General features: G+C 47.7%; 27 protein-coding genes. 10 read left to right on the top strand and 17 right to left on the bottom strand.

All coding sequences use genetic code 11. The annotated features are described in order from the left end of the window. Positions 1–67 precede the first annotated feature (67 nt). Entirely contained in the window at positions 68–619 is a 552-nt protein-coding gene (gene orn, locus CWI78_RS11265; RefSeq protein ID WP_126782908.1) for an oligoribonuclease, read from the bottom strand. A 69-nt stretch (positions 620–688) separates the two neighbouring features. Between orn and rsgA the strand changes: the two genes are divergently transcribed. From rsgA to CWI78_RS11250, 3 genes are read left to right on the top strand one after another with little or no spacing between them, the layout of a single operon-like run. After that, positions 689–1,732, top strand: a complete 1,044-nt coding sequence (rsgA, locus tag CWI78_RS11260; protein WP_126782907.1) for a small ribosomal subunit biogenesis GTPase RsgA — start codon at positions 689–691, stop codon at positions 1,730–1,732. A gap of 2 nt (positions 1,733–1,734) precedes the next feature. Next, the gene (gene asd, locus CWI78_RS11255) at positions 1,735–2,613 is read left to right on the top strand and encodes an archaetidylserine decarboxylase (protein WP_126782906.1); all 879 of its coding nucleotides are present in this window, start codon (positions 1,735–1,737) and stop codon (positions 2,611–2,613) included. Further along, complete coding sequence (locus CWI78_RS11250; RefSeq protein WP_126782905.1) at positions 2,610–3,338, top strand: glycerophosphodiester phosphodiesterase; 729 nt, start codon at positions 2,610–2,612, stop codon at positions 3,336–3,338. The genes asd and CWI78_RS11250 overlap by 4 nt, the downstream gene beginning before the upstream one ends. 24 nt (positions 3,339–3,362) lie before the next feature. Here CWI78_RS11250 and CWI78_RS11245 read toward each other — a convergent pair whose 3' ends face one another. From CWI78_RS11245 to nudC, 4 genes are all read right to left on the bottom strand, one after another. Continuing rightward, positions 3,363–6,461: an efflux RND transporter permease subunit gene (locus CWI78_RS11245; protein WP_126782904.1), complete on the bottom strand. Its 3,099-nt coding sequence runs from the start codon at positions 6,459–6,461 to the stop codon at positions 3,363–3,365. A gap of 3 nt (positions 6,462–6,464) precedes the next feature. Beyond that, complete coding sequence (locus tag CWI78_RS11240; RefSeq protein WP_126782903.1) at positions 6,465–7,520, bottom strand: efflux RND transporter periplasmic adaptor subunit; 1,056 nt, start codon at positions 7,518–7,520, stop codon at positions 6,465–6,467. Positions 7,521–7,628: 108 nt separating this feature from the next. Next, complete coding sequence (hemE, locus tag CWI78_RS11235; protein ID WP_126782902.1) at positions 7,629–8,705, bottom strand: uroporphyrinogen decarboxylase; 1,077 nt, start codon at positions 8,703–8,705, stop codon at positions 7,629–7,631. A 78-nt stretch (positions 8,706–8,783) separates the two neighbouring features. Then, positions 8,784–9,581: an NAD(+) diphosphatase gene (gene nudC, locus CWI78_RS11230; protein WP_126782901.1), complete on the bottom strand. Its 798-nt coding sequence runs from the start codon at positions 9,579–9,581 to the stop codon at positions 8,784–8,786. Between the two features lie 102 nt (positions 9,582–9,683). On the opposite strand from nudC, the gene rsd reads away from it, so the two are divergent. Further along, the gene (gene rsd, locus CWI78_RS11225) at positions 9,684–10,160 is read left to right on the top strand and encodes a sigma D regulator (RefSeq protein ID WP_126782900.1); all 477 of its coding nucleotides are present in this window, start codon (positions 9,684–9,686) and stop codon (positions 10,158–10,160) included. A 65-nt stretch (positions 10,161–10,225) separates the two neighbouring features. On the opposite strand, the gene fkpA is transcribed toward rsd, so the two are convergent. Continuing rightward, positions 10,226–10,972 (bottom strand): FKBP-type peptidyl-prolyl cis-trans isomerase, encoded by a 747-nt coding sequence (gene fkpA, locus CWI78_RS11220; RefSeq protein WP_126782899.1) that lies wholly within the window; start codon positions 10,970–10,972, stop codon positions 10,226–10,228. Positions 10,973–11,066: 94 nt separating this feature from the next. Between fkpA and CWI78_RS11215 the strand changes: the two genes are divergently transcribed. The 3 genes from CWI78_RS11215 to CWI78_RS11205 all read left to right on the top strand — a co-directional run bounded on the left by CWI78_RS11215 (position 11,067) and on the right by CWI78_RS11205 (position 13,257). Then, entirely contained in the window at positions 11,067–12,062 is a 996-nt protein-coding gene (locus tag CWI78_RS11215) for a WD40 repeat domain-containing protein (protein ID WP_126782898.1), read from the top strand. After that, the gene (locus CWI78_RS11210) at positions 12,059–12,283 is read left to right on the top strand and encodes a SlyX family protein (protein ID WP_126782897.1); all 225 of its coding nucleotides are present in this window, start codon (positions 12,059–12,061) and stop codon (positions 12,281–12,283) included. The genes CWI78_RS11215 and CWI78_RS11210 overlap by 4 nt, the downstream gene beginning before the upstream one ends. A gap of 74 nt (positions 12,284–12,357) precedes the next feature. Next, positions 12,358–13,257 carry a phosphoribulokinase gene (locus CWI78_RS11205; RefSeq protein ID WP_126782896.1) on the top strand — a complete coding sequence of 300 codons (900 nt, stop codon included), beginning with the start codon at positions 12,358–12,360 and terminating at the stop codon, positions 13,255–13,257. Here the strand turns inward: CWI78_RS11205 and CWI78_RS11200 are convergent, their stop codons facing one another. The 6 genes from CWI78_RS11200 to CWI78_RS11175 form a co-directional block, all read right to left on the bottom strand. After that, positions 13,258–14,109: a 23S rRNA (adenine(2030)-N(6))-methyltransferase RlmJ gene (locus CWI78_RS11200; protein WP_126782895.1), complete on the bottom strand. Its 852-nt coding sequence runs from the start codon at positions 14,107–14,109 to the stop codon at positions 13,258–13,260. It abuts the gene before it with no gap. A gap of 3 nt (positions 14,110–14,112) precedes the next feature. After that, positions 14,113–14,529 (bottom strand): OsmC family protein, encoded by a 417-nt coding sequence (locus tag CWI78_RS11195; protein WP_208642052.1) that lies wholly within the window; start codon positions 14,527–14,529, stop codon positions 14,113–14,115. A gap of 43 nt (positions 14,530–14,572) precedes the next feature. Further along, the gene (locus CWI78_RS11190) at positions 14,573–14,923 is read right to left on the bottom strand and encodes a DUF3802 family protein (protein WP_126782893.1); all 351 of its coding nucleotides are present in this window, start codon (positions 14,921–14,923) and stop codon (positions 14,573–14,575) included. Between the two features lie 70 nt (positions 14,924–14,993). Further along, the gene (gene astD / locus CWI78_RS11185) at positions 14,994–16,463 is read right to left on the bottom strand and encodes a succinylglutamate-semialdehyde dehydrogenase (RefSeq protein ID WP_126782892.1); all 1,470 of its coding nucleotides are present in this window, start codon (positions 16,461–16,463) and stop codon (positions 14,994–14,996) included. Between the two features lie 14 nt (positions 16,464–16,477). Further along, entirely contained in the window at positions 16,478–17,500 is a 1,023-nt protein-coding gene (gene astA / locus CWI78_RS11180; protein WP_126782891.1) for an arginine N-succinyltransferase, read from the bottom strand. A 13-nt stretch (positions 17,501–17,513) separates the two neighbouring features. Then, the gene (locus tag CWI78_RS11175) at positions 17,514–18,731 is read right to left on the bottom strand and encodes an aspartate aminotransferase family protein (RefSeq protein ID WP_126782890.1); all 1,218 of its coding nucleotides are present in this window, start codon (positions 18,729–18,731) and stop codon (positions 17,514–17,516) included. Between the two features lie 327 nt (positions 18,732–19,058). Here CWI78_RS11175 and CWI78_RS11170 point away from each other — a divergent pair, with 327 nt between their 5' ends. Continuing rightward, entirely contained in the window at positions 19,059–19,763 is a 705-nt protein-coding gene (locus tag CWI78_RS11170) for a flagellar brake domain-containing protein (RefSeq protein WP_126782889.1), read from the top strand. A gap of 2 nt (positions 19,764–19,765) precedes the next feature. On the opposite strand, the gene CWI78_RS11165 is transcribed toward CWI78_RS11170, so the two are convergent. The 4 genes from CWI78_RS11165 to rpe all read right to left on the bottom strand — a co-directional run bounded on the left by CWI78_RS11165 (position 19,766) and on the right by rpe (position 23,300). Continuing rightward, the gene (locus CWI78_RS11165) at positions 19,766–20,932 is read right to left on the bottom strand and encodes an HDOD domain-containing protein (RefSeq protein ID WP_126782888.1); all 1,167 of its coding nucleotides are present in this window, start codon (positions 20,930–20,932) and stop codon (positions 19,766–19,768) included. A gap of 68 nt (positions 20,933–21,000) precedes the next feature. Next, entirely contained in the window at positions 21,001–21,582 is a 582-nt protein-coding gene (locus CWI78_RS11160; RefSeq protein WP_126782887.1) for an anthranilate synthase component II, read from the bottom strand. 25 nt (positions 21,583–21,607) lie between these two features. Further along, positions 21,608–22,615 (bottom strand): tryptophan--tRNA ligase, encoded by a 1,008-nt coding sequence (trpS, locus tag CWI78_RS11155; RefSeq protein ID WP_126782886.1) that lies wholly within the window; start codon positions 22,613–22,615, stop codon positions 21,608–21,610. Between the two features lie 10 nt (positions 22,616–22,625). Next, entirely contained in the window at positions 22,626–23,300 is a 675-nt protein-coding gene (gene rpe / locus CWI78_RS11150; protein ID WP_126782885.1) for a ribulose-phosphate 3-epimerase, read from the bottom strand. A 134-nt stretch (positions 23,301–23,434) separates the two neighbouring features. Here rpe and CWI78_RS11145 point away from each other — a divergent pair, with 134 nt between their 5' ends. After that, entirely contained in the window at positions 23,435–23,737 is a 303-nt protein-coding gene (locus CWI78_RS11145) for a hypothetical protein (RefSeq protein WP_126782884.1), read from the top strand. Then, positions 23,737–23,958: a DUF2970 domain-containing protein gene (locus CWI78_RS11140; RefSeq protein WP_126782883.1), complete on the top strand. Its 222-nt coding sequence runs from the start codon at positions 23,737–23,739 to the stop codon at positions 23,956–23,958. The genes CWI78_RS11145 and CWI78_RS11140 overlap by 1 nt, the downstream gene beginning before the upstream one ends. Before the next feature lie 133 nt (positions 23,959–24,091). On the opposite strand, the gene prlC is transcribed toward CWI78_RS11140, so the two are convergent. Next, positions 24,092–26,134, bottom strand: coding sequence for an oligopeptidase A (gene prlC / locus CWI78_RS11135; RefSeq protein ID WP_126782882.1), 2,043 nt, complete (start codon positions 26,132–26,134; stop codon positions 24,092–24,094). Positions 26,135–26,238 lie beyond the last annotated feature (104 nt).

Genomic DNA, 26,238 nt, shown 5'->3' with positions numbered 1-26,238 from the left:
TCGTCAGTGCGGCGTGTATTCTACTGATACCACCGATAAGGTCAATAGTTTTCGCGCCGCAATTGGCTTATTTGCTGAAAAAATGCTCTCTGTAGTGCTGTAATTCGGCAACGGACTCACGAATATCGGCCAAAGCTTCGTGCGCCCCCGACTTTTTAAAACTGTTAGCTACCTCCGGATGCCAGCGTTTTGCCAGCTCTTTTAGTGTGCTGACATCCAGGTTGCGATAATGGAAAAAAGCTTCCAGCTCGGGCATATGTTTTGCCAAAAACCGACGATCCTGACAAATACTGTTACCACACATAGGTGAGACACCGGCATCAATATATTGCTTTAAAAACTCAATGGTCTCTGCGGCTGCTTTTTCTTCATCGTGTTGGCTTTTCTTTACCCGTTCAACCAGACCCGAGCCGGTATGAGTTTTCACGTTCCACTCATCCATTCTGTCGAGGTACTTTTGTGGTTGGTGAACGGCAATAACCGGGCCTTCGGCTATCGTATTTAACTGGGCGTCGGTCACAATGGTGGCAACCTCAATAATATGGTTCTCTTCCGGCACCAGGCCTGTCATTTCAAGGTCAATCCAAATTAAGCGTTGTTTCTTATCGTCCTCTGTCATTACCCTGCTCTCTTAATCCAATTTGTTGTATGATAGCGTCATTTATTGCACGACAACAGGTTAACCGGCTTGGTAAAACGCAGACGTCTTAATAAAGGCCAGCAACGGCAGGTATCAGTCAATCAAAAAAAGCGACTGAAAAATACCGATATCGAATGGACTGACAGCCAGCTCAATGCCCCGGAGGCCGGTCGCGTTATCAGCCGATTTGGCCAACATGCCGATATTCGTGATGAATATGGCAACACTCATCGTTGCCATATTCGCAGAGTTATCGACAGCCTGGTTTGTGGCGACAGCGTCCTGTGGTCAAGAGCAACGGCAGAACAACAAGGGATGCAAGGTGTTGTCGTGGCCGTTCAGGAGCGCGAAAGCTTGCTCTCACGTCCCGATTATTACGATGGTTTAAAGCCTGTTGCCGCCAACATAGACCAAATTTTTATCATTTCAAGCGTACTGCCGAGCTTCTCCTCCCCCATTATCGACCGTTATTTAGTCGCCTGTGAAGACATCGGTATAGACCCCGTTATTGTGCTGAATAAAGCCGATTTACTGTCCGAGATTGATGAGGATGAACGCAGTCATATTGAGCAGCGCTTAAAAGACTACGAGAGCATCGGCTATAAAGTCCTTAACGTCAGCAGTGCGACTCAGGATGGTCTGGATGCTCTGCAGGATATGTTAAAAGACAGTATTTCTATTGTGGTTGGACAGTCGGGGGTAGGCAAATCCTCGCTGGTCAATCAGCTGCTACCTGACGTGAACGCAGAAACGAATTTAGTGTCCGATAACTCAGGATTAGGCCAGCACACGACAACCGTAGCAACCTGGTATGACTTAAAACAAGGCGGTGCTCTGATTGATTCTCCGGGTATTCGCGAGTTTTCATTATGGCACCTTGAGCCTGAACGAATTGCCCGTTGTTATGTGGATTTTCGCGACTATTTAGGTGGCTGCAAATTCCGCGACTGTAAACACGGAGATGATCCGGGCTGCGCATTACAAGAGGCTGTGAGTAACAATCAATTGCATGAATGGCGCCTTTCTAATTATCATCGCATTATAGAAACGATGAAAACACAAAAGCCCAGTCGGGCAATTCGAGGTAAATAATTGTGTCTAAGACCGACAAAGTCAAAATTTTCTTCCAACATGTCATGCCCAAACATCTGACTTCCCGCTTAGTAGGGAAATTTGCAGCTGCCCGTGCCGGTTGGTTTACCCAGTTGTTTATCCGTTGGTTTATTCGGCAGTATAAAATTGACATGAGTGAGGCCATTCACGAGTCACCAAAAGCGTATAAGACCTTTAATGAGTTTTTTACCCGATATCTAAAGCCGGAACTTAGACCGTTGGAAGCAAAAGACGATGAGTTAGCACACCCGGTCGACGGTGCCGTCAGTCAGTTAGGCGACATTGAAGAAGGCCGAATATTTCAGGCCAAAGGGCACGACTACTCGTTACAGGAGTTACTGGGCGGCAACGAAGAAGACGCCAAACCTTTTGTAAACGGTAAGTTCGCAACCATTTACCTGGCACCGAAAGATTACCACCGCATTCATATGCCCTGCGATGGCGTTCTGAAAAAGATGATTTACGTACCAGGCGATCTGTTTTCCGTAAACCCGTTAACAGCGGCTAATGTACCCAACTTGTTCGCCCGTAATGAGCGGGTTGTCGCTATTTTCGACACCGAAGTCGGCCCCATGTCGATGGTACTGGTCGGTGCGACTATCGTTGCCAGTATCGGTACAGTATGGTCGGGCACCGTAACACCACCCACCGGAGGGCGCATTCAAAGCTGGTCTTATCCAACATCAGGACACACGGCTATACACCTTAAAAAAGGTGAAGAAATGGGTCATTTCAAACTCGGTTCAACGGTGGTGTTAACCTTTGCTGAAGACTCGATTGAATTTGGTGACAAGCTTAAGCCGCTTTCTACCACACGTATGGGCGAAGTCATGGCAGAAAGAAAAGAGAGCGACGATTGATTTTATGGGCGCACCGAGGGGCCAGTTATGAGGCCCCCGAGAACACGCTTGCCGCCTTCTCCCGGGCCATGGACAGCGGCGTGCACGGCATTGAACTCGACGTTTACGCCATAGACGGTGAGCGCTTTGTGTTCCATGACCGGTACCTGGAACGGCTGACAGCCACTCCCGGCAGATTAAAAGATCTCACCGCTGAACAGATCAAACATTTGAAAGTGTTTGGCCAGCAATCCATCCCCACTTTGCGCGAAGCACTCGCTCATATTAACGGACATTGCCACGTGAATATCGAGCTTAAAGGTGATGTGCCTACGAAAGAATTATTGCTTGATGTTGATTACGCTCTGGAGCATGCGAATTTCAATCCCGAACAACTGTTGGTGTCGTCTTTTAATCACCACTGGTTGCAACGGCTTAAAAAGCGTCGACCTGAAATTAAAATAGGTGCTTTGAGTGCCAGTTGCCCATTGAGCTATTGTTATTTTGCAGAAGAGCTACAAGCCTTCTCAGCTCACTTTGCCGTCGACTTTGTGACACCCGAGCTGGTGGAAGACGGCCATCGCAGGGGCTTACAAGTTTATGTCTACACAGTAGACGGCCAGCACGATATAGAAGAACTGCACGCAATGGGTGTGGATGGAATTTTCACGAATCATCCTGCTTACGCCCAAAATGTCATCGCCGGCCTGACCACGGCCGGCAACGAACCCATTCTGCATTATTAGCACTCTAAATAGCGTAGCGGACCATCAACTGTGATGGTCCGGGTATTCTTCCTGTAACGATTCCAGTTTGCGAGTAATAGCCATTGGCGAACTGGTTTTCTGGGCCAGGGCAATGTACAGAGCCGGAATAACAAATAGCGTTAAAAAGGCAGACACCGCAACACCGGCAAAAATCACTGTACCAATCACCATTCGGCTTTCGGCACCCGGGCCAGACCCCAGAATCAGCGGCATTGCACTCATTAGGGTGGTGAACGCCGTCATGACAATAGGTCGTAGACGTTGTTGAGCAGCTTTAAGTACAGCCTCTTTGAACTCTACCCCGGAGTCACGGAGCTGGTTGGCAAATTCGACTATAAGGATGCCGTTTTTCGCCGCCAGCCCGATTAACATCACAATACCAATCTGACTGTAAATATTAATACTCATACCGGTTACATAAAGCGCTAATAAGGCCCCAACGATAGCCATCGGTACCGCCAGCATAATCACCAACGGGTGAATGAAGCTCTCGAATTGTGCAGCCAGAACCAGGAAGGTGATCACCAGTGCGAGACCGAACACAAAAATGATCGAGTTACCGCTTTCTTTATAGAGTTGAGATTCACCTTTATAGTCAATCGAAACGTCTTCCGGCAGTTTCTCCTGAACAACCCCTTCCAGATAACTTAGCGCCTCACCCAGTGAATAGCCTTCGGCGAGGTTTGCTTCAATTGTAACACTACGCATGCGGTTGTATCGATTAAGCCGTGCTGACGTTGCCTGCTCAGTGATACTAACAAGGTTAGAAAGTGGGATAAGTTCTTCGCTTTTGCGAGAACGCACATAAATATTATCGATAGCACCAGGGCTTCGGTAATCCGCTTTTTCACCTTCCAGCATGACGTCATATTCTTCACCACGATCAAGGTAGGTCGTCACCCGCCTTTGGCCTAATACCGACTGCAGGGTAATGCCTATATCCTGCACCGAAACGCCTAAATCGGCAGCGCTGGCTTCATCAACCTGAATCAATAGCTGCGGCAAGGTTTCTTTGTAGTCGCTGTCCAGGTTCTGTAGGCCGGGGTTTGTCGAGGCCTCTTCAATCACAATATCCCGGAACTCAGCCAGACGCTCGTAAGTGTTACCTTGTAAAACAAACTCTACCGGGCGCCCGCCGCCTCCACTAATGCCACTACGCATAAAGGCGAAAGCCTGCACGCCTACAACCGAGTCCAGTTGCGACCGCATTTCTTCCATTAAATCAAAGCTAGACCACTCTCGTTCATCGAAAGGCACTGCGCCTACAATAGCAATACCAGCACTACCTCCCCACCCGGGAGCACGGACAATCAGGCGGTCAATTTTGCCTTCATCGATATAAGGCAGCAAAATTTGCTCAATTTCATCCATGTGCCTGGAGCTCGACTCGAAACTGGCCCCCTCAGCACTACGAACTTGAATGTAGAACGTACCGCGGTCTTCCGGCGGTGCAAACTCCTGAGGTATAAAACTAAACAGCCCAAAAGCGACAACGCCCGACATAATCACCAATACCAACGCCATAAGCGGGCGCTTAACGCTCTTTTCGAGCACGTTGCGATAACCTCTTTCAAGCCAGTTGAAAGTGGCATCGAAGCCTTTACCGAACTTACTGGTACGCTCCTTTTTACTCAGCACCTTAGAGCTCAGCATCGGTGTTAGTGTGAGCGCAGCAATGCTGGAGAAGGCAACCGCAGCGGCTATAGCGATAGCAAACTCGGTAAAGAGTTTACCGATATTTCCTTCTAAGAAAGCCAGTGGCACAAACACCGAAATCAACACCAAGGTGGTGGCAATAACGGCAAAACCCACTTCCCTGGCGCCTCGGTAAGCCGCCAAAATAGGAGGCTCTCCTTCTTCTATACGGCGGTAAATGTTTTCCAAAACCACGATGGAGTCATCAACCACCAGACCAATCGCCAGCACCAGAGCCAGCAAGGTTAATAAGTTAATAGAAAAGCCCAATGCGAACAAAACCATGTAGGATGCAATAATAGCAACCGGTACGGTTAACGCAGGAACAATGGTTGCCCGGATATTTCCCAAAAACAGATAAATAACGACAATAACCAGCGCCATCGCCACGGCCAGAGTGTTATACACTTCGTCAACCGAACCCTGGATAAATATCGACGAGTCATAGCTGGGGGCCAGATACATGGTTTCGGGCAAGGTTTCCTGAATTTTTCTCATTTCCCGATGGACGTTCTTTACTACATCAAGCGTGTTGCCTTTCGATTGCTTAATGACACCAACACCGACCATGTTCACCCCGTTTCCACGGAAGTCGGTTTTATCATCCTCGGCACCCAATTCTACTCGAGCCACCTCACCCAGGCGCACTAAATAACCATCGTCGCCTTGTCGTATCACCAGGTTTTTAAAGTCTTCCGGTGACAAGTAAGCTCGCGCCATACGAACAGAAAATTCTCTGTCCGTTGATTCGACCTCACCCGCAGGAAGCTCGACGTTTTCCTCGCGTAAGCGGCTGACAATGTCCGTTACCGTTACCTGTCGTGCAGCCATTGCATCTCTGTCCAGCCAGACACGCATGGCATAGCGGCGATCACCACCAATCACAACCCGCGCCACACCGTCGGCAACAGAAAGCCGGTCGACAATGTACCGTTCGGCATAATCGGTCAGCTCCAGAATCGACATGCTCTCACTGCGCAGGTTATACCAAACAATGGTACTTTCATCGCTGGACGCTTTCGACACTTCGGGCGGATCAGCTTCTTCAGGCAGGTTATCGAGCACTCGGGATACGCGTTCACGAACATCGTTAGAAGCGGCGTCAATATCTCGGCTTAAATTAAACTCAATACTGATTCTGGATCGCCCGTTACGGCTGCTTGAACTGATGTTTTTAATGCCTTCAATTCCGCTGATACGATCTTCTACCAACTGGGTTACCTGAGTTTCCACTACTTCAGCAGAAGCACCCGGATAGTCAGTATCAATAGAAACGATGGGACGATCGATATCCGGGTATTCGCGCAGCGGCAACATGGTAAAAGCGACAATGCCAAAGACCACCAACAGAATATTCAGTACGGTCGCAAATACCGGACGTTTTACAGAAAGGTCAGACAACAGCATAAATTAACCCTCCTGCACAGAAACAGGTATACCGTCACGAAGGCGAACAATGCCTTCTATAATGACTTTCTCTCCCGGCTTCAGACCGTCTGTAATTTCCACAATCCCGGGCTTACGGCGGCCAATAGTGACCTCTTTTTGACGAGCACGGTTATCGGGCGTTAATACGTAAACATATTGTCTGTTTTGAATAGGAATAAGCGCTTTTTCAGGCAGTAATAAGGCTTCATCAATGCTTCTCAGCAAAGTCACTTGTAGCAACATTCCCGGACGCAGGCGCTCATCGTCGTTATCAATTTTGGCGCGTACTTTAACCGAGCGAGTCACAGGGTCAACACGCGAATCAATGCTGGCAATGCGACCAACAAACTGCTCACCCGGGTAAGCACGGCTACGGGTAATCACTTCCTGGTCAACGGCGATACTAGCGAAATATCGTTCCGGCACGCTGAAATCGATTTTAATCGGTTTGATATCATCCAGTGTGGTGAAAACGTCACCAGGGCTCACTAATGAACCCGCACTAATCTCACGAATGCCGACGCGACCAGAAAATGGTGCGTGAATCTTCATTTCTCTTAAAGTGGCTTCCGCAACTTCTAAATCAGCCTGAAGTCCGTTGACCCGGACTTGCTGCTCGTCAAATTGCTGTTGCGAGGCCGCATTACCACGGCGTAATTCAGTAATACGTTCCAGTTGGCGCTTGGCCTCGTCCAGACTAAATTTCAGCTGTTGTACCCGGGCGACTTCTTTACGAGCATTCAACTCAGCCAACAACTGTCCCTGCTCAACTAAATCACCACTTTCGAAGTAGATTTTTTCAACAACATCCTGAGTTTGTGCGGTGATACGAACCGTTTCATTGGCCATGGCGGTACCAAGCGCTTCGATCGTGTCACGAAACTCACTAATTTCGGCTGTCTGAACTTTTACCGGAACGGTCTGCTCTTTACCCTCTTCGATCTCTTCTTTGGGTGGGAACCCAAATAAATAGACAGCTGCTGCCATAAGTATTACGACAACAATGGTTATCGGGTTGATCCAGGAACGTTTCGCCATGTTTACCTCTAAGTTCTTAATACAACGGTTTTAACATAGACCATTGTACGCAAAACACCGCCAAAAGGCGGTGCACTTAACGAGGATTATGGCGGTTTAATCGCAAATTCAATCGTTTGAGTGAAATGCGGGACTGTATTTATGAATCGCGTTAATAAAAGCTGCAGCATGATCGGGATCAACTTCAGGGTGGATACCATGGCCCAAATTGAACACATGCCCAGTGCCTGAACCATAGCTTTGCAGAATGGCTTTTACTTCTTCCTCTATTCGTTCAGGCTTTGCGTACAGTACGCTAGGATCCATATTGCCTTGCAGGGCAACTTGCCCGCCAACACGCCCTCTGGCATCGGCTAAGTCCGTTGTCCAGTCGACACCCAGCGCATCTGCGCCACTGGCTGCCATTGCTTCTAGCCACTGTCCGCCATTCTTAGTAAACAGAGTAACGGGCACTTTGCGTCCATCTGCTTCTCGTGTAAGACCCGACACAATTTTTTCCATATAAGCCAGAGAAAAGGCTTTGTAGTCTCTGGGTGATAAAACACCGCCCCAGGTATCGAATATCATGACCGACTGCGCACCTGCGGCAATCTGTGCATTTAGATACTGAGTAACGGACTCAGCCAGAACATTCAGCAAAGTATGCATGGCTTCAGGATCAGCAAACATCAATTGCTTCACTTTAGAGAAGTTTTTGGTGCTGCCGCCTTCAACCATATAGGTTGCCAGTGTCCATGGACTGCCGGAAAAACCTATAAGCGGTACACTGCCATTCAGTTCACGACGAATAGCACGCACAGCATCCATTACATAACCCAGCTCGTCTTCCATATCGGGCACGGCCAGGTTTTTAATAGCGGCCATGCTGCGTACCGGGTCTTTAAACTTCGGGCCTTCGCCAGCTTCAAAATATAAACCCAGACCCATAGCATCGGGAATGGTCAAAATATCACTAAAGAGTATGGCGGCATCCAGGTCGAACCGACGCAATGGTTGCATGGTCACTTCGCAGGCAAGCTCAGTGTTCCGGCACAAGGACATGAAATCGCCGGCCTCAGCGCGCACTTCCTTATACTCAGGTAAATAGCGGCCAGCCTGACGCATCATCCAGACAGGGGTGCGATCAACGGGCTGTTTTGCCAATGCACGAAGGTAACGATCATTTTTAAGCGCCGGAGCGGTCATAGTGAATCCAATTATTTATCAACATCAATGCCCGGCATTTTATCAGTCTGCAGGCATTGGCTCCATGAAAACTTATGCTTACCTCTTTTGGGATAGGTCAATCAAAGTTCTTGCTATGGTTCCTTCAGGCGGAATATCCGGCAGGTCGTCAAAAGCAAACCAGTCGCCTGTCACCAATTCGTGCGGATCAATATGCAGTTCGCCCTCGGCCCAGTCTGCGGTGTATCCCATCATTAACGAATGAGGAAAAGACCAGGGCTGACTTAAATGGTACTGAATGTTTTTAACGCGAATTCCTGCTTCTTCATACACTTCCCGCTCAAGTGCCTGCTCCAAACTCTCGCCCGCCTCAACAAAACCCGCAAGAATGGAATGCAGCCCGGCTTTATGTCGCTTTCCCTGAGCCAGCAAAATTTTATCGCCTTTACGAATAGCGACAATAATGCACGGCGACACTCTGGGGTAACATCGGTGCTGACATTGATTACAATGCATTGCCAGTTCCCACTCAATGGTCTGCATGCGTGCACCACAACGACCGCAAAAACGGTGAGTATTCAAAAAGTCACTGAATTGCCGGGCTCTGCCAGCCATTGCAAACTTTTCCATGTCCTCAACCACCAGCAGCTGTCTTAACGGCGCAAACTCGCCCCCTGTAAACTGCTCATCCATGTAATCGGCCATGACTAAGTAACAACTACGCTCTCGCAACTCACCTATCTCGACGACCCGATACTCATTTAAGTCCGGAAAACCTAAATCTTGCAAACACCCAAAAGGCACTTCTCCGGTATCATCGAGAAAAAGGTGATCGGAGCTGACAATGAACCACCATGCCGGTTCATCAGTTGCAGGTTTTGAGTACAAAGTCGCCATAATAATTCCGCGTATCGAATCCGCTGAGTTTTCTGTAAAATCAGTTGAGTTCTACTGATTCTGAATTTACATTAGGTACTGAAACTATAAACGGAGAGTATCATGTTAAGCCGTAATGAGCAGGCAAAAAAGCGCTGGGGTGGCGCTCATAAAACTATCGATCTCTGGCTGTCTGAACGCCAGGACTTATTAGTCAATTACTTTAAACTTGCCGCGCTCCCTCCTTATGAAAGCATTCGTCAAGGCTTACCTGATGTTGTCGATATCCGTAATTTCTGCGGTCAACTGGTTGATTATGTCTCTAGCGGTCACTTTGAAATTTATGATCAAATTGTGCGTGAAGCCAGCTCGCAGGGCAACTCTGTTGATGACTTAGCCGATGAGTTATTCCCTTTAATTTCTGATACCACCGATATTGCGTTAGATTTTAATGATAAATACGGGGATATCAGTTCCACAGACCACTGTGACACCTTCGATAGAGATTTATCGGCACTAGGGGAAGCGCTCGAATTAAGAATGGAATTTGAAGATAAGCTACTCAACCATTTAGATGAGCATAATTTGATATCCGCTTAACCTGGCTGGCATTCAACAAAAAAAGCGCCGGCAAGCCGGCGCTTTTTTTATACATAAAATTTGTACTACTCTTGCTCTGTATCCAATTCGTCTTTTTGCACGTCAAGCAACTCAACGGTAAAAATCAGCGTTGAATTTGGCGGTATCTGACCACCACCCACTTCACGTTCACCGTATGCCAATTCCGCCGGAATAACAAAACGGTATTTACCGCCTTCTTTCATCAGTTGCAGACCTTCGGTCCAGCCAGGAATAACACGGTTTAATGGAAATGAGGTTGGCTCATCGCGCTCATAAGAGCTATCAAATACTTCACCATTAATCAGCGTCCCTTCATAATGAACTTCAACCATATCGGTTTCAGATGGGCTTATGCCGTCACCCTCTTCCAGCACTTCATACTGAAGACCCGAGTCGGTGGTTTGTACACCTTCTTTCTTGGCGTTTTCGGCTAAATAAGCTTTACCTTCCTCAGCTGATTTTTTTCCCAGAACGTTCTGGCGCTGCTCCATCACTTCTTGACGCATCGCATTTAAAATTTCTTCTGCTTCTTCGTCACTCAGTTGTGGGTCGCCTTTGATAGCATCAACAAAACCGGCAATAACAACGTCGCGCTCGAGCATGTAGTCAGCTTCTTCCTGACGCTCCAGGTTACGCGCAATAAAGCCACCAACAGAAGAACCCAAAGCGTAAGCCTGCTTATCTTTCTCGGTCGCTAATTCAGTTTCATTCGCCGGAAATTTTTCTTGTGAACAAGCGGTCAGCGCCAACGCGATGGCTGAAATAGCTAACGGCTTCATCAGTTGTTTCATCGTTTTCTCCAATTATCGTCTTGCATCCTTTCGGACTATGCCATAATAGTGATATGTAACAGACCCATACTACACAACCACAAGGAACTTGCCTATGCCTTTTCTCAAGCTATGCGGTGCGTTTACGCTGCTGGTTGTCGTTGCGGGTTGCCAACCTTCACCTGAGAAGGTGAACAAGACGATACACGCTGAAAACGGCACATTCGCAGCCGATATTGCAGACGATGGCAGCTTTAGCCTGGTCTCTACCGATGAAACCGGCCTGCTACTGTGGCCTCGCCATGCCACCAATGCCAAGTACCAATGGCAGCATAACGAAAGCGAAGTCTCGCAAATTATCGACGTTGATATCAGTGCTGATGGCGCAGTCGCTGTTGCCGCATCTCGCAAAGAATTTTCAATGTGGGACATTAATAGCGGAGAAAATTTAGGCTTCTGGAAAATCGATTCCGGCGGCATACAAAAACTGGTAGTCAGCAAGAAAGGCGGTACTGTCGTGCTGGGTAAACGCGACGGTACACAAGTTGCTTTCAATCCGGCATCGGGCAGACGCATTGAATTTTACGGTCATACAGAAAGTATCAATGCACTGGATATCTCTCCTAATGGTTTTTATGTACTCAGTGGTTCAAACGACCATTCCGCGATTCTGTGGGATACTCGTAGCGGACAAATAGTTCACCGCTGGCCACTGGAAGGCCGGATGACTCAAGTTGCTCTGCACCCGGACGGACAACTCGCCTTTGTCGCAGACGCAACCGATAACGCTATTATCCATTCTCTGCCAGATGGAGAAGTCGTGGCCGAACTGAAATTCATGGAGCGCCATAAAATTTTTAGCGCCGCGCGCTTTAGCACATCCGGCAACTATCTCATTACCGGATCGCCGTCACGTCAGATTGCAATTTGGAACACATCGACCGGAGAGCAGCTTACGCATTGGCGAGTCGATTTACGCGACGGCGGACGCCCAAGCAACGCTTCGGTGTTGTCGGTTGTCTTTGACGAAGACCGGCAACTGGTGACAAGTGAGAGCTCTGCCGGCTTTGCCGAGTGGTGGAATATTGACGTAACAGGTAGTAAAGAATGACATCAAAGAAAATTGAAGAACAACTGGCTAATTTAGAGATGCAGTTAACCTTTCAGGAAGACACCATCAGCTCCTTGAATAGCTTAGTTACAGAGCAGACTCAGCAAATGAGTGATATGCAAAAACAAATTCGCTGGTTAGGAAAACGCATGAAACAAATGCAGGATAATCAATCCCCTGAATCCGATCCGGGTACTGAGCCACCACCACCTCACTATTAAAGAGTCGAGTTTACCTTGACCTTGCTACAGCAGGTCAGTATAACAACTGTTCTTAATAAGTTTGCGAGAATGTTATGTCATCAAAGCACCCGATAATTGCCGTTACCGGCTCATCAGGAGCAGGAACCACTACCACAGGTCAGGCCGTACGCCACATCTTTCGTTCGCTAGATGTCAGCGCGGCTTTTGTGGAAGGTGACAGTTTTCATCGCTACTCTCGTCCTGAAATGGATCTGGCTATTCGAAAAGCACAAGAGCAAGGTCGCCATATCAGCTACTTTGGTGCCGAAGCTAACGACTTTGATCGTCTCGAATCGTTATTCCGGTCTTATTCGCAAACAGGTAACGGTAAGGTTCGCCGATACTTACACAGTTTTGACGACGCCGTGCCTTATAATCAAATGCCCGGTACCTTTACCCCTTGGGAAGAGCTCTCCGAAAATACCGATGCTTTGTTTTATGAAGGCTTGCATGGCGGCGTGTGTGGTAGCGGCTACGATGTCGCGCAGTATGTTGACTTACTGATAGGCATGGTGCCCATTGTTAACTTGGAATGGATCCAAAAGCTGATTCGCGATACCTCAGAGCGCGGACACTCCCGTGAAGCGGTCACAACCAGTATCGTGCGTGGCATGGAAGACTATATTCACCATATTGTGCCGCAGTTTTCACGAACTCATATCAACTTTCAGCGGGTGCCGACCGTTGATACCTCAAACCCCTTCAGTGCCAAAGATATTCCGTCACTGGATGAAAGCTTTGTCGTCATACGTTTTCGCGGCATTAAAAATGTCGACTTCCCGTATTACCTGCAAATGATAGATGGCTCCTTTATGTCGCGAACCAACACTTTGGTGGTACCCGGCGGGAAAATGGCATTAGCCATGGAGCTTATTCTGAAACCGCTAATTGAACAAATTATGGAAAGAAAAAACCAGGTTCGTCGTCAGGTTGACTGGATTTCAAGTAAGTAACTACTCACTAACCAGCCATCGGCTGTGGAAGTTGGCGCCTTTATCCTGAGCTAGAATCTTGCACAAAAAGGGCAACAGTTGCTCACTGTCCTGAACCACCCCAAAAGGCGGATTAACCCAAAGAAACCCGCAACCGTGAAGTCCTTTGCGTTCATCATTAGTACGAATATTTAATTCTATAATCAAGGTTTTCGGCATACCCGTTACGGCGGCAACGTCACGATGAAAAGCCGCCGTTTTTAACTCATCTTTAATTGGGTACCAGACCGCGAAACTGCCACTTTGCCAACGTTTTAAACCATGCTTGAGCGCACTGACCACATCATCAAACTCGCTGGTGTTTTCAAATGGCGGATCAATAAGCACTAAGCCACGCTTCTGCCGTGGTGGCAGTTGCGCGCGCATAGCCTGATAGCCGTCCACCGGTGCCAGTATCTGCACTTGTTTGTTTTTACCTAAAGGGGTTTGTTTCAGTGTTTCCGCGTCTTCTTTATGCAGTTCACAAACCACCAGTCGGTCATTATCACGGAGAAACTCAGAAGTGATAACCGGAGAACCGGGGTAATAGCGCAAGTTATCTTCACTCGCATTAAGTGAGTCAACAATTTTTAAGTAGTGACGGGCTAAAGGCTCATTCGCTGCTTGCTCTGCAAAGCGCACGATCCCCTGCTCAGCTTCTGCTGTTCTGATGGCCTCATCGCCCTGAAGATCGTAATAGCCAATTCCACCGTGCGTATCGAGCACAAAATAAGGTTTGTCTTTTTGCTTGAAATACTCAAGCGCGCGAGCCAGCAGCAAATGTTTAAACACATCGGCAAAATTGCCCGCATGAAAAATATGTCGATAGTTCAAGAGTTAGTCGTCTTGTTGAGGAGATTCAATGCGGTAACTGTGTGTCATCTTTACAGAAGCTTCCAGCATTTTAGCAACCGAGCAATACTTGTCGGCAGACAGTTTCACCGCGCGCTCAACATGCTTTTCATTAATATCATTACCCACCACAACAAACTCCAGGTGAATATCTGTAAACACCTTAGGCACAGACTCAGCACGTGTGCCGGACAGTTCGCAGTAACAACGCTGAAGATTTTGCTTTGCCTTTTTTAATATACTGACCACGTCGACCGAGGCGCAGCTACCCGCCGACATCAGTACCATTTCCATTGGACTTGGCGCATTTCCCGGATTATCGCCGTCCATCACCACTTGATGGCCACTACCTGAGGTGGCGACAAAGGTCATGCCGTCAACCCACGAGACCTTGGCACTCATATTATTTGCTGACATTTAGAGATCCTTACTGAAATCAGTAAAACTACTGGCGATAACTTCGCAGACGCTCATCGAAAAGGTTCTTCACCAGACCGACAAACTCGTTAATGAAAGCTTCCTGTTGTGGGGTAGGGTGCGTATCCAGAACTTTGGATAGCACTTCTTCTAAATCGTAAACGATAGCGTCGGTTTCACGGACAATATCCAGACGTATTTCCTGGTCAAGCTCGTTTTGCTCAAAAACTGCCATCATGCTTTCTGATAAGCGCTCTTCCATTAAATCACGCAAGGTGTAGTCGGCGGTTGTTTCGCCACTACCTTGTTCAGTGAAGACCGGTAACTGACCCGTCAGGTACTGGATTAGCTCAATGTATCCGTCTGTTTCAACTATCATCTGTCTCTCTTTGTTACACGGCCAGGCAATCTGCTACGTTGCCCAGCCGTTAAACTAGCACAGATTGTGGTTAAAATTTAAGTCCCGGAGCCAAACTCTCAGGCAAACTCATGCTATCGGCTTCAACTGAAGCAACTGGGTACGCACAGTAATCAGCAGCATAATAGGCACTTGCACGGTGATTACCGCTTGCACCAATACCACCAAAAGGCGCTGCACTGCTGGCGCCCGTAATGGGCTTATTCCAGTTCACAATACCGGCCCGAATGTGTTTGAAGAAATAACGGTACGTTTGCTCATCATCACTCAACACGCCGGCTGAAAGCCCATAACGAGTGTTGTTCGCTTCTTTAATCGCCGCGTCGATGTCTTTAAAGCGATACACTTTGAGTAGTGGCCCGAAATGTTCCTCATCTGGTAACCCTTCAACCCCGGTAACGTCAACAATTCCCGGTGTTACGAAGCCTTTTTTAGAGTCTGCCTGCTTCATACGAACTAACGATTTAGCCCCTTTATGCAGCAATTCATTCTGTGCATCGACCATTTCGGCCGCAGCTTTAGCAGAAATCATCGCGCCCATAAACGGTTGAGGGTCGGCTTCGTAATCGTCAACCAGAATATTTTCGGTTACTTCAATCAGGCGTTCAAGCACTGCCCGGCCTTGCTCGGAGTCTTCAATGAATAAACGACGTGCGCAGGTACAACGTTGTCCGGATGTAATAAAGGCCGACTGCACAATATTGTGAACCGCAGCATCGACATCGGCCACGTTTTTCACTAGCAGCGGGTTATTACCGCCCATTTCTAACGCAAGAATTTTGTCTGGACGACCGCCAAATTGTTTGTGCAACAAGTGCCCGGTGTTTGATGAGCCGGTAAAGTACAGGCCATCAATTTGCGGGTGTGCCGACAATGCTTTACCGGTTTCAACTTCGCCCTGGACTAGGTTTAGAACGCCGGCTGGAATGCCCGCTTTTTCCCACAGCTTAACGGTTTCCTGAGCAACCATTGGGGTCAGCTCGCTTGGCTTAAACACAACTGTGTTACCAGCAATTAGTGCCGGCACAATGTGGCCGTTTGGTAAGTGTCCCGGAAAGTTGTAAGGGCCATAAACCGCAACAACCCCGTGTGGCTTATGACGGATAAAGGCTTTTGCTCCCGGCATTTCATTTTCAACTGTACCGGTGCGCTCATGGTAGGCCCGTTCAGAAATAGCCACTTTGCCCATCATAGCGCCAACTTCGGTACGAGTTTCCCACACCGGTTTCCCGGTTTCTTTCGCCATGGTTTTAGCCAAATGTTCTTTATTTTCTTCCAGCAGCTCAGAAAACTTCTTACAAATAGCTAAGCGTTCTTCCAGGCCTCGCTCTGCCCATTCAGGAAAAGCCGCTCTCGCAGCTAATACCGCTTTTTCCACCTGGGTTTCGCTGGCCGCTTCGCCACTCCAGATAACTTCATCACGTGCCGGGTCAATCGATTTGAACAACCGGCCTTCACCAGCTTCCCAACAACCATCAATAAACTGAATACTGTTCGTCATACAATTACTCCTGCTTAGAGTGCAACAATGCGGGCTTCATCGCCGCTTTCTAAATGCATTGCCTGTGCTTGTTCTGTCGTCAATATGAGTTCTTCTGCGCCTTTTGGCAAAGACAACTTGGTGGCGCGGAAGTTTTTCAATTGCGTGTTGCACACAATATGAGGAACACCCTCACCTTCTGCTACCGAATCGCGCACCGCTACCGGCACTAAACGACTGTTACGGACACTGTTAAGATTACAAACTTCCGCTTCAACCGTTGGCCCGGCGTCAAAAATGTCCACAAAACCACGGAAGCGAAAACCTTCCGACTCCAGCAACTTAAGTGCGGGACGGGTATTATCGTGAACTTTGCCAACAACCGCTTGTGCTTCTTTACTCAACAAGTTGGTGTAAATAGGGAAACGTGGCATCAGTTCAGAAATAAAGACCTTATCGCCAATACCACTTAAGTAGTCGGCTTTAGGAAAGTCCATTGAGAAAAAGTTCTCTTCCAGCCAATTCCAGAATGGCGAATCGCCATTTTCATCTGAAACACCACGCATTTCGGCTATTACCCAGTCACTGAAGCGCTGTTTAAATTGCGCCAAAAAGAGCATACGAAAACGTGACAAAGTGCGTCCGTTCATATTGTGTCGATAAGGTTCGCGTAAAAACAAGGTGCATAACTCGGACACACCCGTGTAGTCATTACACAGAGTCAGAGTTTCCAGCGCATTATAGATATTGAGCTTTTCTGAATGATGCACAACTTTACCTAACCGGTAATGCCAGAAGGCTTCATTCAAACCCACCGCAGCTTCGATACCACTCACACCCGCAATAGTCCCTGTTTCGGTATCTTCCATCACAAACAGGTAGCTTTCATCGCCCGGTGTTTCAACGGTGTCTTTCGCGAACGCTTTTTGCGCCGCATTAATGCGGCGCTCAAGTAACGACTGATCAACCGGTAACGAGGTAAAACCATGCCCGGACTCAATCGCACACTGATATAACGCTTCGTAATCTGACGGCTTAATGGGTCTGATTAGCAACATAAAACAGCCTCAGTTATTGACCGACGACCTGAGCAACAGCTTTTTCAAAGCGCTGCAGGCCTTCTTTTACGTCTTCTTCAGAAATAACCAGTGACGGTGTAAAACGCACGACGTTAGCACCGGCTATCAATACCATCACCCCATGCTCTTGCCCTGCTAATAAGAAGTCGCGCGCGCGTCCTTCGTATTCTTTATTCATTGCCGCACCAAGCAATAAGCCCTGGCCACGGATTTCACTGAACACGTTATATTTTTCGTTAATCGCTGTCAGTTGCTCTTTGAACCACTGCTCACGTTGCTTCACGCCGTCCAGCGTTTCTTTAGTATTCACAACATCAAACACCGCTTCTGATACAGCACATGCTAAAGGGTTACCACCATACGTACTACCGTGTGTACCCGGTTTAAGATGCTCAGCAATTTGCGTTGTTGTTAGCATAGCGCCAATAGGGAAGCCGCCACCTAAAGCCTTGGCTGACGTCAGAATATCCGGGGTGACACCCAGTTGCTCATAAGCATACAGACTACCGGTACGGCCAAAGCCTGTTTGTACTTCATCAAAAATCAATAACGCGTCGTTTTCATTACAAAGTTCACGTACCGCTTTTACAAACTCAACGTCAGGGCTAACCACCCCACCTTCGCCCTGCAACGGTTCCATCATGACTGCACAGGTGTCATCAGAAATCAGCGCTTTTAGCGCATCAATGTTGTTGTAGTCAACGTGATCAACACCACCAGGCTTTGGCCCAAAGCCATCAGAGTAGGCTGGCTGGCCACCCACAGTTACCGTAAAGAAGGTGCGCCCATGGAAGCCTTTAGTGAAAGCAATGATTTTTTGCTTGTGCTCGCCGTGCTTTTCAATCGCCCAGCGACGCGCCAGCTTTAATGCGGCTTCGTTGGCCTCGGCGCCGGAGTTAGCGTAGTAAACACGATCAGCAAAAGTCGCTTCGGTTAACTTCTTCGCTAAACGGATTGCCGGTTCGTTAGTAAAGACATTACTTAAGTGCCACAACTTCTGGCTCTGTTCCTGCAGGGCTGAAACCATAGCAGGATGGCAATGACCAAGACAGTTCACAGCAATACCGCCCGCAAAGTCAACGTATTCACGACCGTCTTGATCCCACACCCGGGCGCCTTCGCCCTTAACCGGGATCATTGATGCAGGGTTATAGTTTGGAACCATTACATCATTAAACATTTCACGGCTTACTGTCTTATTGTCTGTCATTACTCTCGTCCTTATCGCCTTAGCGAGTTAACAAAGGTGTCAACAAATTCGTCTCTTAAATTAGCCCACTATTATGCCAAAATTTGTTCACTTTGTCTGTGGTAATTCGTTTATAAAACCGTAAAAACAGGGGCTTCAGCTTTTCTTGCAGGTGATACGAATAGTTATGCTAATGCACAAAGAAAGGATGAATCTTTAGTCATAATTTTTTCAAGAAATAATTTGTTAAAAACTTATAACATTTAGCTACGAAAAATTGCATTGCTTTTTATCAATGCTTAATTTAGCCTGACTTTATTGAACAGGTGCTTCAATTCAGAGGGTCTTATGGAAAAGCAGACACCAACACTGGAATCTTCATCTCAACCACAGTTGAAGCTAGCTTACTTACGCCCAGGCGATATGATTGACGTTGAATTCGCGTCTGCAACAAAAGTACGAACAAAACTGCAACTAGTCGGTTTTGATACCGGTCGTTATCTTTTGTTAAAGCAACCCAATCCTCGCACCGAAGGCAGTTATGCGGATGTTTTGTTCGAAGGTAACCCGGTCATTGTCAGACTGGTTTTAGAAGGTGAAGCCGGTGAATGCATTGCGTTTAAGACGAAAATTCGTGCAGTAACAAATTTTCCATTTCGCTTATTGTATCTGGACTACCCTGAACAAGTAGAAAATCGTGCACTACGGGCTCAAAAACGTGTACGCACTCATATTCCTGTCGATGTCACCGCAGATAACAATCAGGCGGACAACACGAAAAAGCTGGCCAGTGGCGTTATCGTGGATATTTCTTCTGCCGGATGCCGAATACTCTTTAAAGCTCAAAACGAGGGTGGCAACGTTACCCATATGAACATTAAAGTCAGTATCGGCTCGGGCTCACAAAAGGACTTACTGATGCTTTCGGGTCAAGTTATGAATCAGAAGAAAGAACGGGGAATGATCAGTGTCGGTGTGCGCTTCACTGATGAAGAAGCGCACATCATAGAAGTTTTCGATCATTTGTTGATCGATACAGAATTTGAATGCTGATGCTAATCTGGTACAACAATTGGCGGACGTTTTAAACTCACGTTATTCAATCTTGCAATAGTTCCGGCTGTTAGTGAGTACTTATTCAGCAAGTGTTTACCTTCTTCCAGACTGGCTAAATCCACTTCTCTCAGCATTCTGAATTCACAATAAGCATTTGCCTGAGCTAACACTTCAGCATATTCCGATTCATATTCCTTACCTTGGCTTTGCGTAAAAGCCAGTAAGTGCTTACTGACAGGAACACGTTTTAACTCCCAACCTTCGGCCACGAGATAACTCACTTCTTTATCTTTTTCCAGCATCAGGTCACGTAAAAAGCGTTCATCCGGAGCAAGCTTGATAATTGTATTGTGACGCTCAGGTGATTGGTCGTTAACACTTGCCATTGCAAACTCGCGCTGCACGTCATCAAACAACCGCAGATACAGTTTAGTCAGTGCAATCTTCCCAAGCTCATGAAACATCCCGATAGTATAGGCCAAGACAGGATCACGCAGCTTGCGTTCCACAGCAATATTGTGCGCAGCAATAGCGGTACCTAATGAGTGTTCCCAAATTTTGCGGCGGAACAAGGTGAAAGGCTGCGTCGCGGGTGGCAACCAATTTTGCATAATGTATGCAGGCGCCAGCAAGCGCAGGTTTTCTGTACCCACAAAGCTCATAGCCACACGCAAATTATCAATTTTTACCTGTTTATTTCTGTCGATAAAAGGCGGTTGGTTTACCGTGCGAATTAATCCCGTGTGGAACCAGTCCATGCCCTGCACCACGGACTCAACCCGACGCATCGAAGCTGCTTTTAAGCTCAACGTATCCAGCAGCTCCGGCAAATTCTCAGGTAAAGGGATCAACCGCTCACGAATGTAATTGCCATCATCAATCGTTTTCAACGCGCGGTGATAAATTTCCTCATGCAGCTCATCAGAAATACGGTCGGCATAACGTTGCCGCGCCTGAACCTTGCGGTCGCGCTCTTCATAGTTCAGGCGTTCTACTTCCAACAATTGACGTAATTGTTCCTTATCTTCTTCGTCAGTGCCGTCCGCCTTTGAACGAGCTTTGCGTGCAAACGGAAAACTTATCAAATAGTTGATAAAACGCTTTTCTAAACGCAGAGCCGGATCATTACTACCGCCCTCTGTCGTACCCGCAAAAAAGTGGAACATATTACCTCGATATTAACTGAACTGCGGCAGCATTATCTTGAATAAGATTTATAAATACTACTTACCGATTATCGTATATAACGTAAAAAATTCGCTAACAGATGATGTCCCTGAGATGTCATCACAGATTCTGGGTGAAACTGGACTCCAAATAGAGGCAAGTCACGGTGTCTTATTGCCATAATTTCCCGCAGTCCCTGCTCGGTTTCTGTATCGGCATCAATTAAAAAATCTGTTGGCAAACTGGATGGGGAAACCACCAGCGAATGGTAACGGGTAACTTCCAGAGGGTTATCTAACTGTTGAAAAAGCCCCTGCCCAGTGTGCCGGACAAGCGATGTTTTTCCATGCATGACTTTTTCTGCCCTGACAACGTCGGCACCAAACACCTGGGCCAATGCCTGATGGCCAAGACAAACACCCAGTATCGGAAGTTTATTACAGAAATGTTCAATCGCAGCCAAAGAGACTCCCGACTCATTTGGCGTGCATGGACCCGGTGATATAACCAAAGCTTCAGGTGATAATTTCTCAATCTCTGAAATCGTTACTTCGTTATTTCGAAAAACCTCGATCTCTTTTCCTAATTCACGAAAATATCGGGCCAGGTTATGAGTAAACGAGTCAAAATTATCAATAAGAACGATCATGTTAATGAATTTGCCAAGGTTATTGCTATCCCGGGTAAGGCACAAAACCTACCGCTTTATAAACATCTGATAATGTTTTTGCTGACGCTTCGCGTGCCTTGTCAGCCCCTTGTTTCATAACTTCCTGCAAAAATGCCTGATCGTTACGCATTTCATGATACCGCTGCTGAATAGGTTCAAGCATCGCAACCACGGATTCCGCCACGTCAACTTTTAAATGCCCGTACATTTTGTCTTCGTATTCCGGTACAAGCTCATCTATCGACTTACCCGTAGCGGCTGACATAATGCTCAGTAAATTCGAGACGCCTGGTTTTTCTTCTGGATTGAAATAAATGCGTGCCTGCTCATCAGAGTCGGTAACGGCTTTCTTGATTTTTTTCAGAATCTTCTTCGGTTCTTCCAGTAAGCCCACAAAGTTATTCGGGTTATCGTCCGACTTTGACATTTTCTTAGTCGGCTCTTGCAGCGACATGACCCGCGCCCCCACTTTTGGAATCATTGGCTCTGGAATCGTAAAGATATCGCCATACAAATTATTAAAACGCTCGGCGACATTACGGGTCATTTCCAGATGCTGCTTCTGGTCATCACCTACCGGCACTTCGTTTGCCTGATACAACAGGATGTCTGCCGCCATCAGCGCCGGATAGGTAAACAATCCCGCGTTAATATTATTGGCATGACGCTGCGACTTGTCTTTAAACTGCGTCATCCGATTTAACTCGCCCATTTGCGTATAGCAGTTCAAAACCCAGGCCAGTTGAGTATGCTCAGGAACGTGCGACTGAATGAACACGGTGCTTTTTTGCGGATCCAGGCCACAGGCCAGATACAGCGCCAGACCATCCAGAGTTGCCTGTTGCAGTTTTTCAGGCTCCTGGCGCACGGTGATAGCATGTTGATCAACCAGCATGAACTTGCAGTCATGGGTCTCCTGCATATTCACCCACTGACGTAGCGCACCAATATAATTACCAATAGACAACTGTCCCGACGGCTGACAACCACTTAATACGATTGGTTTTGACATTCTTTTTCCTCTACGAACCTGTTACCGCAGCGATTTCATCGCGCATTGTCTGGATGACACTGGCGTAATCATCCGTATTAAAAATCGCTGAACCAGCAACGAACATGTCCGCGCCCGCTTCCGCAATCTCACCAATATTTGAAACCTTAACACCACCATCCACTTCCAGCCGGATATCGCGCCCACTTTCATTGATCAGCTTTCGCACGGCTCTTAGTTTAGCCAGCGTGGATGGAATAAACGACTGGCCACCAAAGCCCGGGTTAACTGACATCAGCAGAATGACATCCACTTTATCCATCACATAATCAAGACAGTGCAGCGGCGTTGCAGGGTTTAACACCAGGCCGGCCTGACACCCCTGTTCGTGAATCATCTGCAAAGTACGATCGACGTGATCTGAAGCTTCTGGGTGGAAGGTAATAATAGACGCGCCGGCTTCTGCAAAGTCAGGAATAATCCGGTCAACGGGCTTTACCATCAAATGTACATCGATGGGCGCCTTTATACCGTAATCTCTCAACGCTTTACAAACCATGGGCCCGATAGTCAGGTTGGGCACATAATGATTGTCCATAACATCAAAGTGTACAACGTCGGCACCGGCACTTAACACCGTATCGACTTCTTCGCCCAAACGGGCAAAGTCGGCTGACAGTATAGAGGGTGCTATTAATGGTTTCATCGTTCGTTTTCCTGACCAGTCTTAAAAAGAGACCTATTGTAGCAGTTAAGCCCTGACAAAAAAATTCACATCGATGACTAGAATTTTTACAAAATCGCTGATAAATTGGTCAATCTAGACTTTGGAGAGGCTTCATGCGACTACTCACAATAATTACATCACTGGCATTAACTGCGTTTACCGCATTTGCTTTGGTGAGCCCGTCGTCTCTTATGGCCCAGCAAAATGCCACCCAAAAATGCCAACAGTTAATGCCTGAAACCGAGCAGAGCAAAAGTTCAGCTCAGTGCCAGCTGGCAGCCGAGCAAGTCACTTGGCTTAGTTGGTTAACGGGTGACAGCCGTTCGGTACAATTCCACTTTTTCGACTTGGTTGAGTTAATCTCGAGCTCAAGCGACAGCAGCAAAAAACACTACCAAAACGAATACACCGATTAATGTCAGATTCTTCCGATAGCAAAGCGCCTAAACTCGGCATTGTGAGTATGGTGGTGAGTGTGCTCGCCGCTTTTTTAGGTGTGCAGACCGAAAAAAACCGCCAACGTGACTTCCAGCATGGGAGTCCAAAAGCCTACATCATCATTGGCGTTATACTGACCATTCTGTTTGTTTTAGGTCTAGTCGGCGTCGTAAATCTAGTCATGGCATCCGCTGCATAGTATTAGGGTGCCACAAAGGCTTTGAGGGCTCTTCAAGAGGTGTGCAGCGCCATGGATGGCGCTGCTCAAGCCCTACAGGGATGTACTTGTGGGCGTCCTCATGAAGAGCCCTCATAGCCTCAGCGCCCTAGTATTATTCAGCCTTGATGCCACTATGACGTAGCAACGGTTCAACGCTCGGTTCACGACCCCGGAACTCCCGGAATAGGTCAGCAGCTTTACGGCTACCACCGCGCTCCAGAATAATTTGCAGGAAGTCACGCCCGGCTGCGGCACTGAAAATGCCTTCTTCTTCAAAGCGAGCGAACGCATCCGACGACAGCACTTCTGCCCATTTGTAGCTGTAGTAACCAGCCGCATAACCACCCGCAAAAATATGACCAAAGCTGTGCTGGAAACGATTGTATTCCGGCGGAATACGCACCGAGGTCTGTTCACGAACTTCACTCAAAATTTCGCTAATGCGTGCGCCTTTGCTTTCATCAAACTCATGATGTATTCGCATATCAAATAACGAGAACTCTAACTGACGCATCATTTGCATAGCCGACTGGTAGTTACGTGCCGCCAGCATTTTATCCAGCAGTTCCTGTGGTAATGGTTCGCCGGTTTCGTAGTGGCCAGAAATAAGCGCCAGTGCTTCCGGTTCCCAGCACCAGTTTTCTAAGAACTGGCTTGGCAGTTCCACGGCGTCCCACTCAACACCGTTGATACCAGAAAGGCCTGCCGTATCGACTTGTGTCAGCATGTGGTGCAAACCGTGACCAAACTCATGGAATAACGTCAGTACTTCGTCATGCGTAAACAGAGCAGGCTTACCACCCACGGGCTTACTAAAGTTACAGGTCAAGAAAGCGACCGGGTTTTGCAACTCACCGCCGGCATGAACCCGGCGGCCAACAAAGTCCGCCATCCAGGCGCCACCACGCTTGCCTGAACGCGCGTAGAGATCCAGATAGAAGCTGCCACGCAAGTGCCCATCGGCATCGTGAATACGGAAGAAGCGCACATTGTCGTGCCAGGTTTTTACGTCTTTTTGTTCACTGACTGTCATGCCAAACAAACGCTTAACCACGTCGAACAAGCCGTTCAGTACTTGCTGTTCGGGAAAATAAGGACGCAACAATTCATCGGAAATGGAATAGCGTTGTTGCTTCAGTTGCTCGCTGAAGTAAGGCACGTCCCAGGCTTCCATTTTTTCGGCGCCCTGCTCTTTGGCAAAAGCTTCCACCTCAGCGTATTCTGCTTTTGCCTGCGGCATAGATTTGTCAGCTAAGTCTTTCACAAAGCCCAGCACCTGATCTGGTGACTCTGCCATTTTTGTTGCTAACGACATTTCGGCGAAGTCATTAAAATCAAGCAGCTTTGCCATTTCATGACGCAAAGCCAGCGTCTCATCCATCACTTCTGAGTTATCAAATTTGCCACCGTTCGGGCCGGTTTCTGACGCCCGGGTCACAAAAGCCTGATACATTTCTTTGCGCAGCTCCCGGTCTTCGGCATACAGCATAACCGGCAGGTAGCTTGGAATATCTAAAGTGAACAACCAGCCTTCTTTTTCCTGGTCTGCTGCGGTTTCTTTCGCCGCTTCTTTGATACTGTCGGGCAGCCCGGATAAGCGACTTTCATCAGTAATCAGACAGGTCCACGCGTGGGTCGCGTCGAGCAAGTTGTTGCTGAAGGTTGAGGATAAATCAGACAAACGAGAAGAAATGTCGGCGTAACGCTTCTTCTTGTCTTCGGGTAAATCGACACCCGACAAACGAAAGTCACGTAGTGTGTCGTTAATCAATTTTTGCTGCGCTTCGGTTAATGCTGCAAACTCATCGCTGTCGCGAAGCGCTTGATACGCATCAAATAAGCCTTTGTGCTGGCCAACATAGGTCGCATAGTCAGACAACAGTGGCAGACAGCTGTCGTGGGCTTCACGCAGCTCGGTCGTGCTTACCACCGAATTTAAATGAGACACCGGTGCCCACACGTGCTCGAGCTTTTCATCGGCGTCGGTTAAAGGCTCAATTAATCCGTTCCAGCTGAAGTCCCCTCGCGCCAGTACCTCATCAATAGTCTGCCGGGCATGCTCTATCGCTTCTTCAACGGCGGGCTGAATGTGCTCAGGTTTAATTTGCTCAAAGTCAGGAAGCTGGCTCTGTTCTAATAACGGATTACGGCTCATTGTTACCTCAATTTTTTCAAAATGCTTACAGTGGATATTGGGGCTTTAGGCTAGTCTTCAACCACGCTTATGTGGTTTCCTGCGTTTTTTACGGTATTATCGAA

It is taken from the genome of Idiomarina ramblicola, from assembly GCF_003987255.1.
Classification (GTDB): Bacteria; Pseudomonadota; Gammaproteobacteria; order Enterobacterales; family Alteromonadaceae; genus Idiomarina; species Idiomarina ramblicola.
Note: the sequence above shows the minus strand (reverse complement) of the source record. Positions and strands in the feature narration are given on the sequence as shown.

Excerpts from the sequence above, each read along its gene's own strand:
- orn (WP_126782908.1), bottom strand. The coding sequence starts at position 619 with ATGACAGAGGACGATAAGAAACAACGCTTAATTTGGATTGACCTTGAA.
- CWI78_RS11245 (WP_126782904.1), bottom strand. The coding sequence starts at position 6,461 with ATGCTGTTGTCTGACCTTTCTGTAAAACGTCCGGTATTTGCGACCGTA.
- CWI78_RS11240 (WP_126782903.1), bottom strand. The coding sequence starts at position 7,520 with ATGGCGAAACGTTCCTGGATCAACCCGATAACCATTGTTGTCGTAATA.
- hemE (WP_126782902.1), bottom strand. The coding sequence starts at position 8,705 with ATGACCGCTCCGGCGCTTAAAAATGATCGTTACCTTCGTGCATTGGCA.
- nudC (WP_126782901.1), bottom strand. The coding sequence starts at position 9,581 with ATGGCGACTTTGTACTCAAAACCTGCAACTGATGAACCGGCATGGTGG.
- rsd (WP_126782900.1), top strand. The coding sequence starts at position 9,684 with ATGTTAAGCCGTAATGAGCAGGCAAAAAAGCGCTGGGGTGGCGCTCAT.
- fkpA (WP_126782899.1), bottom strand. The coding sequence starts at position 10,972 with ATGAAACAACTGATGAAGCCGTTAGCTATTTCAGCCATCGCGTTGGCG.
- CWI78_RS11215 (WP_126782898.1), top strand. The coding sequence starts at position 11,067 with ATGCCTTTTCTCAAGCTATGCGGTGCGTTTACGCTGCTGGTTGTCGTT.
- CWI78_RS11210 (WP_126782897.1), top strand. The coding sequence starts at position 12,059 with ATGACATCAAAGAAAATTGAAGAACAACTGGCTAATTTAGAGATGCAG.
- CWI78_RS11205 (WP_126782896.1), top strand. The coding sequence starts at position 12,358 with ATGTCATCAAAGCACCCGATAATTGCCGTTACCGGCTCATCAGGAGCA.
- CWI78_RS11195 (WP_208642052.1), bottom strand. The coding sequence starts at position 14,529 with ATGAGTGCCAAGGTCTCGTGGGTTGACGGCATGACCTTTGTCGCCACC.
- CWI78_RS11190 (WP_126782893.1), bottom strand. The coding sequence starts at position 14,923 with ATGATAGTTGAAACAGACGGATACATTGAGCTAATCCAGTACCTGACG.
- astD (WP_126782892.1), bottom strand. The coding sequence starts at position 16,463 with ATGACGAACAGTATTCAGTTTATTGATGGTTGTTGGGAAGCTGGTGAA.
- astA (WP_126782891.1), bottom strand. The coding sequence starts at position 17,500 with ATGTTGCTAATCAGACCCATTAAGCCGTCAGATTACGAAGCGTTATAT.
- CWI78_RS11175 (WP_126782890.1), bottom strand. The coding sequence starts at position 18,731 with ATGACAGACAATAAGACAGTAAGCCGTGAAATGTTTAATGATGTAATG.
- CWI78_RS11170 (WP_126782889.1), top strand. The coding sequence starts at position 19,059 with ATGGAAAAGCAGACACCAACACTGGAATCTTCATCTCAACCACAGTTG.
- CWI78_RS11165 (WP_126782888.1), bottom strand. The coding sequence starts at position 20,932 with ATGTTCCACTTTTTTGCGGGTACGACAGAGGGCGGTAGTAATGATCCG.
- CWI78_RS11160 (WP_126782887.1), bottom strand. The coding sequence starts at position 21,582 with ATGATCGTTCTTATTGATAATTTTGACTCGTTTACTCATAACCTGGCC.
- trpS (WP_126782886.1), bottom strand. The coding sequence starts at position 22,615 with ATGTCAAAACCAATCGTATTAAGTGGTTGTCAGCCGTCGGGACAGTTG.
- rpe (WP_126782885.1), bottom strand. The coding sequence starts at position 23,300 with ATGAAACCATTAATAGCACCCTCTATACTGTCAGCCGACTTTGCCCGT.
- CWI78_RS11145 (WP_126782884.1), top strand. The coding sequence starts at position 23,435 with ATGCGACTACTCACAATAATTACATCACTGGCATTAACTGCGTTTACC.
- CWI78_RS11140 (WP_126782883.1), top strand. The coding sequence starts at position 23,737 with ATGTCAGATTCTTCCGATAGCAAAGCGCCTAAACTCGGCATTGTGAGT.
- prlC (WP_126782882.1), bottom strand. The coding sequence starts at position 26,134 with ATGAGCCGTAATCCGTTATTAGAACAGAGCCAGCTTCCTGACTTTGAG.